This is a genomic window from Roseateles sp. P5_B10, from assembly GCF_056400485.1.
Genome location: NZ_JBFULE010000156.1, coordinates 1 through 8,918, shown reverse-complemented (window position 1 = coordinate 8,918; position 8,918 = coordinate 1). Strand labels below are relative to the sequence as shown.

Sequence of the window (8,918 nt, the reverse complement as noted above, 5' to 3'; positions counted from 1 at the left end):
CCGATCTGCTTGATGCCGTCGCCCGAGCCCGTGCCCTTGTAAGCAACGCCGCCGCCGCCGGCCTTCTCGAAGGCGCGCGCCCAGGTCTCGTAGACCTTGGATGGAAAGGTGGCGCCCTGCCCTTGCACGGGTTGGGCAAGGGCCGCTGAGGACAGCAGAAGTGAGGCAGCGAGGGCCAGCATCGGGCGCAGGAAAACGGGCATGACCAGGAGCAAGTGACTTGGTGAAAACCCGTAATCATGCCTTGTGTCTTCCGGCCCGCGATGGCGGTGGCCGCTCTAATCTCCCGGTTTCACGGCTTCCAGCTCGTCACCTCCATGCCCCGATTCGCCCGCCATTGCCTGGCCGCTGCCACCGCCCTGCTCGGACTGGCCGCCACCGCCCAGGCCCTCGACCTGAGCGGCCTGTCCAAGGACGTCAGCCCCTGCGACGACTTCTACGCCTTCGTCAATGGCAACTGGGAGGCCGCCACCGAGGTGCCTGCCAGCCGTGGCCGCATTGGCAACTTCGATCAGCTGCGCCAGAACAACGACGCGGTGCTGGACAAGGCACTGAAGGAATTGGCCGACAAGCCGGCGCTGCAGAACACACCGGGCCTGAAGCTCATTGCGGCCTATTTCTCAAGCGGCATGGACGAGGCCGCCGTCGAGGCGCGCGGCATCAGTTCGATCACGCCACTGCTGAACCGGATTGACGGCCTGCAGCGCCGCGAAGACCTGCCCACCCTGCTGGCGCTGCTGAACCGCAGCGGCATCCACGCACCTTTGAACTTCAGCGTGCAGGCCGACCGCAAGGACACGCGCCGCAACGTGCTGGCGCTTTCGCAGTCGGGCCTGGGCCTGCCGGACCGTGACGACTACTTCCGCAGCGACGAGCGCACCCGCACCGTCAGCGCCGCCTACCGCAGCTTCGCCCAGACCCTGCTCGCCGCCGCCGGCCGCCCGGCCAGTGACGCCGAGCTGGACGCGCTGATCGGCTTCGAGGCCCAACTGGCCGAGGCCACCCGCGAGCGCGCCAGGCTGCGCGATCCGAACGCCAGCTACAACCCGATGAGCCCGGCGGAACTGGCCGCCGCCGCACCGGGGCTGGACTGGAGCGCCTACCTGGCCGTGCTGACCGCGGGCGCCAAGCCGCCGCAGCGCTTCCTCGTGGGCCAGCCGGAATTCGCCACACGCGTGGCCAAGCTGACCGCCGATGCGCCGCTGGACCTGTGGCGCCGCTACCTGGCGGTACGCGTGCTGGACACTTTGTCGCCCCGCCTGCCCAAGGCCTACGCCACGGCCTCGTTCGAGTACCGCGGCAAGACCATCACCGGCTTGCAAGCCCCCCCGCCGCGCAGCGAGGACGTCATCTTGCAGATCGGCGGGCGCACCGGCGGCGAGCCGATGGGCCTGGCGCTGGGCGAAGTGTTCGTCACACGCGCCTTCTCGCCCGAGGCGCAAAAGCGCGCGGGGCTGCTCGTGGAAGACGTGCGCGCCAGCATGAAGGAGCGCATCGAGAAGCTGGAATGGATGACACCTGGCACCAAGGCCAAGGCGCTGGAAAAACTGGCCAACATGCAGGCCAAGATCGGCGCGCCCGAGAAGTGGCCGCAATACGAAGGCCTGCAGCTCGGCGCCAACGACTATGCCGGCAACTGGCTCAGGGTCTCGCTGTGGCACAGTGGCCAGCAGGTCAAGGACCTGGATTCGCCGGTGGAGCGCGGCCGCTGGCGCATGGCGCCGCACATCGTCAATGCGCAGGCGGGCGGCCTCAACGAGATCACCCTTCCGGCCGGCATCCTGCAGCCGCCGTTTTTCGACGCCAAGGCTGACGACGCGACCAATTACGGCGCCATCGGCACGGTCATCGGCCACGAGATCACCCACCATTTCGACGACAGCGGCCGCAACTTCGACGCCATCGGCTCGTTGACCGACTGGTGGACGCCGGCCGATGCCGCCGGCTACAAGGCCCGTGCCGACAAGGTGGCCGACCGCTACGCCGCAATCTCGCCGCTGCCCGGCTACAACATCAACGGCCGGCTCACGCTGGGCGAGAACATCTCCGACATGTCGGGCCTGCCCATCGCCTACGAAGGCCTGCAGCGCGCGCTCAAGCGCAGCGGTGGCGCGGACCGGAAGATCGAAGGCTACACGCCGGCACAACGCTTCTTCATCAGCAACGCGCTGGTCTGGCGATCCAAGGTGCGCACCGAGTTCCTCATCAACCAGGTGCGAACCGACCCGCACTCGCCGGCCAAGTTCCGCGTGCTGACGCCGATGAGCAATTCGGCTTACTTCGCGCAGGCGTTCTCGTGCAAGGCGGGGAGTGCGATGGTGGCGAGTGATCCGCTGACGGTGTGGTGAGTCGGGTTGTTGATTGAACTGAGACGGGGCTTCGGCCCCGTTTTCTTTTTTGGTCGCTCTTGCCGCGGTCCTCATGACCCGTGTGCAGTGCCGCGGGAATCCGCCCCGCGATGGCGGGTAACTTTTCTCTGACGCGCCAGGAGGGTGTCGAAGAAGAAAGTTACCCGGCCGCCGGGACGGACTCCCGGCAATGCACCGAACAAAGAGAACAACCGCAAATGCCACAAAGAAAAACGGGGCCGAAGCCCCGTTCCCATTCAACCAACCAAACCGCTTACCACTGCAGCTTCAGCGTGTACGAGCCCGTGCCGCTGTAGCGCAGCACCTGCACATACAGCGTCACCGAGCCCGAGCCGCCATTGGCGTAGCTCGCGCTGTCGACCTGCCCCGCCGCCTTCTCGCTGCTGGCCACCGTCGTGCCGGAGCTGTTCTTGACGTAGAGGTCGAAGTCGTTGCTGCTGCTGCCCATGGTCAGCGTCGCGGCCAGCGTCTTGCCGGCCGGCAGCGTCACCTTGAAGTAGTCGGTGTCGCTGGTCGAGCCGATGGTGCCGGCCACGTTGGCCGGTGCCGAGACGGTGTTGGCCGCCGAGATCGAGCCGTTGGACTCGGTCTCGTTGACCGTCGGCAGGCCGCCCGTGCCCGTGATGGCCGCCACCGCAGCCGCCGCATCCAGGATGCCGGCGCCGCATTGCGAGCAGCTGCCCGGGAAGGCTCGCGCGCTGCTGATCAGCGCGGCCTTGATCTGGTCGGGCGTGGCGGTCGGCTTGGCGCTCATCATCAGCGCGACGACACCGGCCACATGCGGCGTGGCCATCGACGTGCCCTGGTAGTAGGCATAGCTGTCGGCGCCCGGCGCCTTGGTGCCGGCGTTCAGCGTGCTGAGGATGCCGTTGCTGCTGCTGGAGCGCACATCACCACCGGGCGCCGCCAGCGTCACGATGGCGCCGTAGTTCGAGTAGTAGGCGCGAGCACCATTGCGATCCGTGGCTGCCACGGCAACCACGCCGGAGCAGTTCGCCGGGTTGGAGTTGCTGGCGTTCTGGTTCTCGTTGCCGGCTGCGACGATGACGCTCGTGCCGCGCGAACGGGCGCTGTTGATGGCATTCTGCGACGTGGTGTCGCAGGCACCGCCGCCACCGAGGGACATGTTGATGACCTTGGCCGGCGTGGCGTTGGTGGGCAGGCCCGAGACGCTGCCGCCCGAGGCCCAGACCATGCCGTCGGCGATGTCGGAGGTGTAGCCGCCGCACTTGCCCAGCACGCGCACGGGCTGCACCTTGGCGTTGAAGGCGATGCCCGCCACGCCGGTGGAGTTGTTGGTCTTGGCCGCGATGGTGCCGGCCACATGCGTGCCGTGCCAGCTGGAGCTGCTGGCCGGCTCGCCGGTACCGCATTCGCCCGCGGCGGTCCAGTCGCCCGGGTCGCTCGGGTCGCTGTCACGGCCACTGCCGTCGTTGGAGACGGCCGTGTCGTTGATCATGTCGTAGCCGGCCACGATCTGGCCCGACAGGTCGGCATGCGGGCGGTAGCCGGTGTCGATGACGGCCACGACGACGCCCGAGCCGGTGGACAGGTCCCAGGCCGCCGGGGCGCGGATGCCGCCGGTCGTCTCGTACAGGTCCCACTGCGAGCTGTAGCTCGTGTCGTTGGGCGTGAACATCGGGTACATCTTGCGGTCGGGTTCCGCGTAGGCGATGTTGGGGTCGGCGGCCTTGAGCTGGTTGGCCAGGCTCAGCATTTCGCCGTGCGAGAGCGCCTTGTCGAGCTTGTAGATGTGGGCGCCAGTGCCCATCTGGCGCAGCACGCGGGCCTTGGCGCCGCGCAGGGCCAGTGCCGAGTTCACGACATTCAGGCGAGCTTCCAGTGCGTTGGTAGCGATGCCGACGGCGCGCAGTACGGTGGCGTCCTGGGCATCAACCTGGGAGGCGTCGCGGTAGCTGACGATGAGGCGRTCGGTACTGCTCGCACGCACCAGGCTGGCAACGCCCACGTCGACCTGGGTGTTGGATACGCCAGCCTGGCTGGCACCCGCCGTCAGCAGGCCACAGGCCAGTGCGAGCAGGGTTCTCTTGTTGGCAAAAGCAAAACTCATTTGTGGTGGTTCCGGAAAAGTCACCGTGGCGGACGGCGCACCGGCTCGGCCCGCGGGATCTCCACGAGGAGCACCACTGTGTTCAGCTCGCCGGCAGGACTCAACCCAACAACAAAACCGTCCTGGCCGACATGGCGCATCCGAAGCGGGCCGCAGTGTGTCCGTGACACGAAGGCAGCCTTGTCACCAGCCGCAGTGACGGAAGTAACCCTAGCGGGCAATCACGGATGACAGCGCCCGTGACCAATGGCATGCGCACGCTCGAGCGAGCGAAACAAGCCGGCAGCAATTCGGTCGCGGTTTTCAGCGGGTCGTCACATGGCACCGGCAACTCATCGCTTGCGGCTTGGGGCCGCTCATTCACGCGCCTAGCCTGAACACAGGTCGACGCGTTTTGCGGCGCCCGCCCCCCACCAAGAACCCACAGGAGCTCGTCATGTCCAACCGCTATTCGATTGCCCAGCGCACCCCTTTGCTCAACAGCCTGTTTGCCGGCGTCGCCTGTGCAGTCGCGCTGACCCTGACTGCAGGCCCCGCGCTGGCCGCCCCAGGGGATCTGGAGCGCGTCGAAGTCAGCGGCCGTGTCGTCGAGGCGCCCGTGCGCTACGACATTCACGACGCCTGCGCCAGCCTCGACCGCCAACTGCAGGACGCGCTGCAGACCACCTGGGAGAACGAGCGCCGTGTCGGCCAAGTGAAGGTGCAGATCGTCATCGACGGCGGTGAAGTCACTGCTGTCAGGACCGACGGCATCTCCAACCGCATCGAGCGCACCGTGCGCAACGCGGCCAACATGTTGGAGTGCGGCCCGCAGAAGACGGCCGGCGCGCAGATCTATCGTTTCCGCGTCGACTTCATCGATCCCGACGACCGCAACAACCAGCAGGTCGCCGGCGCCGGGCGTGGCTATCGGATCGCGATGGTCAACGAGTGAAGCACGGCGGCGTCGACGCGAGCAAGCGCCAGCGGCAGGCGCTCTACCGCCGGGCCGCCCAGTTCGCGCTGGGGCATGGCCCAGATTGGCGCTGGGAAATGGCTGTCCCAGTCGAAACGCGCGACGATATGCCAGTGCAGATGAGGCACGACATTGCCGAGACTGGCGATGTTGACCTTGGTCGGCGCGAGCAAAGACCTTAAGGTCCGCTCGATCTCGGTGACAGCGTCCATGCAGGCGTGTCTATCCGTGACCGACAGGTCACTGAACTCGGCGACATGGGCGCTCCAGATGAGTCGGTAAAAGGCCGGGAAACGTTGCGCTTCGTCGCCATCGACGACGCGCACGACGCGGAACTGCGGCGTGCGAGCGACGACGAAACCGCCGTCGCCCTCGCACAAGGGGCAGCTCACACCAGCACCCGCTCGATGCCGCCGTTGTTGGCCTTGGCCACGTACTCCGGCATCCAGTTGGGGCCGAGGATCTGGTTGGCCATCTCGACGACGATGTAGTCGGCCTCCAGCAGGCCGTTCTGCAAGTCATCACCGTAGCGGGACAGACCCTGCAGGCAACTCGGGCAGGACGTCAGGATCTTCAGGTTGTCGTTCGCGCCGACCTTGCCGCTGTCGCGCAGCTGCGTCTCGGTCTTGCGCAGTTCCTCTTCCTTGCGAAAGCGCACCTGCGTCGAGATGTCTGGCCGCGTCACGCCCAGCGTGCCGCTCTCGCCGCAGCAGCGCTCGCTCTTCACGACGTTGTCACCCACCAGCGCCTTCACCGTTTTCATCGGCTCCTGCAGCTTCATCGGCGAATGGCAGGGGTCGTGGTACAGGTAGCTGGTCTTGGAGCCGAGCGTGATGCCCTTCTCCAGCAGGTACTCGTGGATGTCGATGATGCGGCAGCCCGGGAAGATGTCCTCGAACTTGTAGCCCTGCAGTTGATCGAAGCAGGTGCCACATGACACCACCACCGTCTTGATGTCCAAGTAGTTCAGCGTGTTGGCGACGCGGTGGAAGAGCACCCGGTTGTCGGTGATCATCTTCTCGGCCTTGTCGAACTGGCCCGAGCCGCGTTGCGGGTAGCCGCAGCACAAATAGCCGGGCGGCAGCACCGTCTGCACGCCGGCGTGCCAGAGCATGGCCTGCGTCGCCAGGCCCACCTGGCTGAACAGGCGCTCCGAGCCGCAGCCTGGGAAATAGAACACCGCCTCGGTCTCGCTCGCCATGGACGGCGGGCGAATGATGGGCACGTAGTCCTTGTCCTCGATGTCCAGCAGCGCCCGCGCCGTCTTCTTGGGCAGGCCGCCGGGCAGCTTCTTGTTGATGAAGTGGATGACCTGYTCYTTGATCGGCGCGGYGCCSASYGTSGCCGGSGGCGCGCTGGTCTGCTTGCGCCCCGCGAGCTTGAACAGGTCGACCGCGAAGCGCTGCGCCTTGAAGCCGATGCCCACCATGGCCGTGCGCATGAACTTGATGGTCTCGGGGTTGGTCGCGTTCAGCATGAACATGGCCGCCGCATTGCCCGGCCGCCAGGTCTTCTGGCCCATCTTGCGCAGCAGGTTGCGCATGTTCATCGTCACGTCGCCGAAGTCGATCTTGACCGGGCAGGGCGACAGGCACTTGTGGCAGACCGTGCAGTGGTCGGCCACGTCCTCGAACTCCTGCCAGTGCTTGATCGACACGCCGCGGCGCGTCTGCTCCTCGTACAGGAAGGCCTCGACCAGCAGCGAGGTGGCGAGGATCTTGTTGCGCGGCGAATAGAGCAGGTTGGCGCGCGGCACATGCGTGGCGCAGACCGGCTTGCACTTGCCGCAGCGCAGGCAGTCCTTGATCGAGTTGGCGATCTCGCCGATGTCGCTCTGCTGCATGATCAGCGACTCGTGCCCCATCAGGCCGAAGGACGGCGTGTAGGCATTGCGCAGGTCGGCCGGCAGGGAAGCATCCTTCAGCAGCTTGCCCTTGTTGAAGCGGCCCTCGGGGTCGACGCGCTTCTTGTAGGCCGTGAAGTTGGCGATCTCGTCGTCGGTCAGGAACTCGATCTTCGTGATGCCAATGCCATGCTCGCCGGAGATGACGCCGTCCAGCGAGCGCGCCAGCGTCATGATGCGTGCCACGGCCGCGTGGGCCGTCTGCAGCATCTCGTAGTTGTCACTGTTGACGGGGATGTTGGTGTGCACATTGCCGTCGCCGGCATGCATGTGCAGGGCCACCCAGACGCGGCCGCGCAGCACCTCCTTGTGGATGCGCTTGAGCTCGGCAATCAGCGGCTCGAAGGCCGCGCCGTTGAAGAGGGCCTGCAGGGGCTTGAGGATCTGCGTCTTCCACGACGCGCGCAGCTCGTGCGTCTGCAAGCCCTCGAAGAATCCGCTGTCCAGGCCATCCAGCCATTGCTGCCACAGGTCGCCCACTTCGCGCAGCAAGGCCAGCGCCTGTTGCACCCGGTCTTCCAGCAACTCCGCGCTCGGGATGTCACCCGCGTCGTCGCTCTTGCCCAGCGGCAGGTTGCCCGTCAGGAACAAGGCTTGCAGCGCCGTCACCAGTGCCAGCTTGTTGCGCAAGCTGAGCTCGATGTTGATGCGCTCGATGCCCAGCGTGTACTCGCCCATGCGGTGCAGCGGGATGACGACGTCCTCGTTCACCTTGAACGCGTTGGTGTGCTTGCTGATGGCCGCCGTTCGCTTGCGGTCCAGCCAGAACTTCTTGCGCGCGTCGGCGCTGACGGCAACGAAGCCCTCGCCCGAGCGGCCATTGGCCAGGCGCACGACCTCGCTCGTCGCACGCGCCACGGCATCCGCGTCGTCGCCGACGATGTCGCCCACCAGCACCATCTTGGGCAGGCCACCGCGCTTGCTCTTGGTGGCGTAGCCCACCGCCTTCAGGTAGCGGTCGTCCAGATGCTCCAGGCCCGCCAACAGCACGCCGGTGTCGGCAATCGAGAACATGTAGTCCTTGATGTCGACGATGCTGGGCACGCAGTCTTTCGGGTTGCCGAAGAACTCCAGGCAGACCGTACGGACGTGCGCCGGCATGCGGTGCACGATCCAGCGCGCGCTGGTGATGAGGCCGTCGCAGCCTTCCTTCTGGATGCCCGGCAGGCCGGCGAGGAACTTGTCCGTCACGTCCTTGCCCAGGCCCTCCTTGCGGAAGACGCGGCCGGGGATGTCCAGGCGCTCGGTCTTTTCCAGCTTGGTGCCCGACGCGTCGAAGTAACGCAGCTCGAAGCTGGCTAGTTCCACGTCATGGATCTTGCCGAGGTTGTGGTTGAGGCGGATGACCTCCAGCCACTTGGCCTCGGGCGTCACCATCTTCCAGCTGGCCAGGTTGTCCAGCGCCGTGCCCCACAGCACGGCCTTCTTGCCGCCGGCGTTCATGGCCACGTTGCCGCCGATGCAGCTGGCCTCGGCGCTGGTCGGGTCCACCGCAAAGACGAAGCCGTTCGCCTCGGCCATGTCCGCCACACGCTGCGTGACGACACCGGCCTCGCTGAAGATGGTCGGCACCTCGCGGTCCAGGCCGGGCAAACGCAGCATCTCGACGCCGCGCAGCGC

5 protein-coding genes and 1 pseudogene are annotated in these 8,918 nt (G+C 66.5%); 2 read left to right on the top strand and 4 right to left on the bottom strand.

Annotated features, from left to right (window positions below; translation table 11 throughout):
- Positions 1 to 203: pseudogene (locus AC1DU6_RS12315) on the bottom strand (phosphate ABC transporter substrate-binding protein PstS); the annotation flags it as partial.
- 114 nt (positions 204 to 317) lie between these two features.
- Here AC1DU6_RS12315 and AC1DU6_RS12310 point away from each other — a divergent pair.
- A complete protein-coding gene (locus AC1DU6_RS12310; protein WP_477857480.1) occupies positions 318 to 2,348 on the top strand; it encodes a M13 family metallopeptidase in 2,031 nt (676 codons plus the stop codon).
- Between the two features lie 274 nt (positions 2,349 to 2,622).
- Here AC1DU6_RS12310 and AC1DU6_RS12305 read toward each other — a convergent pair whose 3' ends face one another.
- Positions 2,623 to 4,440 carry a S8 family peptidase gene (locus tag AC1DU6_RS12305; RefSeq protein WP_477857478.1) on the bottom strand — a complete coding sequence of 606 codons (1,818 nt, stop codon included), beginning with the start codon at positions 4,438 to 4,440 and terminating at the stop codon, positions 2,623 to 2,625.
- A gap of 436 nt (positions 4,441 to 4,876) precedes the next feature.
- On the opposite strand from AC1DU6_RS12305, the gene AC1DU6_RS12300 reads away from it, so the two are divergent.
- The gene (locus AC1DU6_RS12300) at positions 4,877 to 5,374 is read left to right on the top strand and encodes a hypothetical protein (protein ID WP_056204144.1); all 498 of its coding nucleotides are present in this window, start codon (positions 4,877 to 4,879) and stop codon (positions 5,372 to 5,374) included.
- Here AC1DU6_RS12300 and AC1DU6_RS12295 read toward each other — a convergent pair.
- On the bottom strand, positions 5,347 to 5,787 hold the full coding sequence (locus tag AC1DU6_RS12295) for an HIT family protein (protein WP_457325694.1): 441 nt from the start codon (positions 5,785 to 5,787) through the stop codon (positions 5,347 to 5,349). The genes AC1DU6_RS12300 and AC1DU6_RS12295 overlap by 28 nt on opposite strands.
- A partial coding sequence (locus tag AC1DU6_RS12290; RefSeq protein ID WP_477857476.1) for an FAD-binding and (Fe-S)-binding domain-containing protein occupies positions 5,784 to 8,918 on the bottom strand: 3,135 nt, incomplete at its 5' end. The genes AC1DU6_RS12295 and AC1DU6_RS12290, both read right to left, overlap by 4 nt.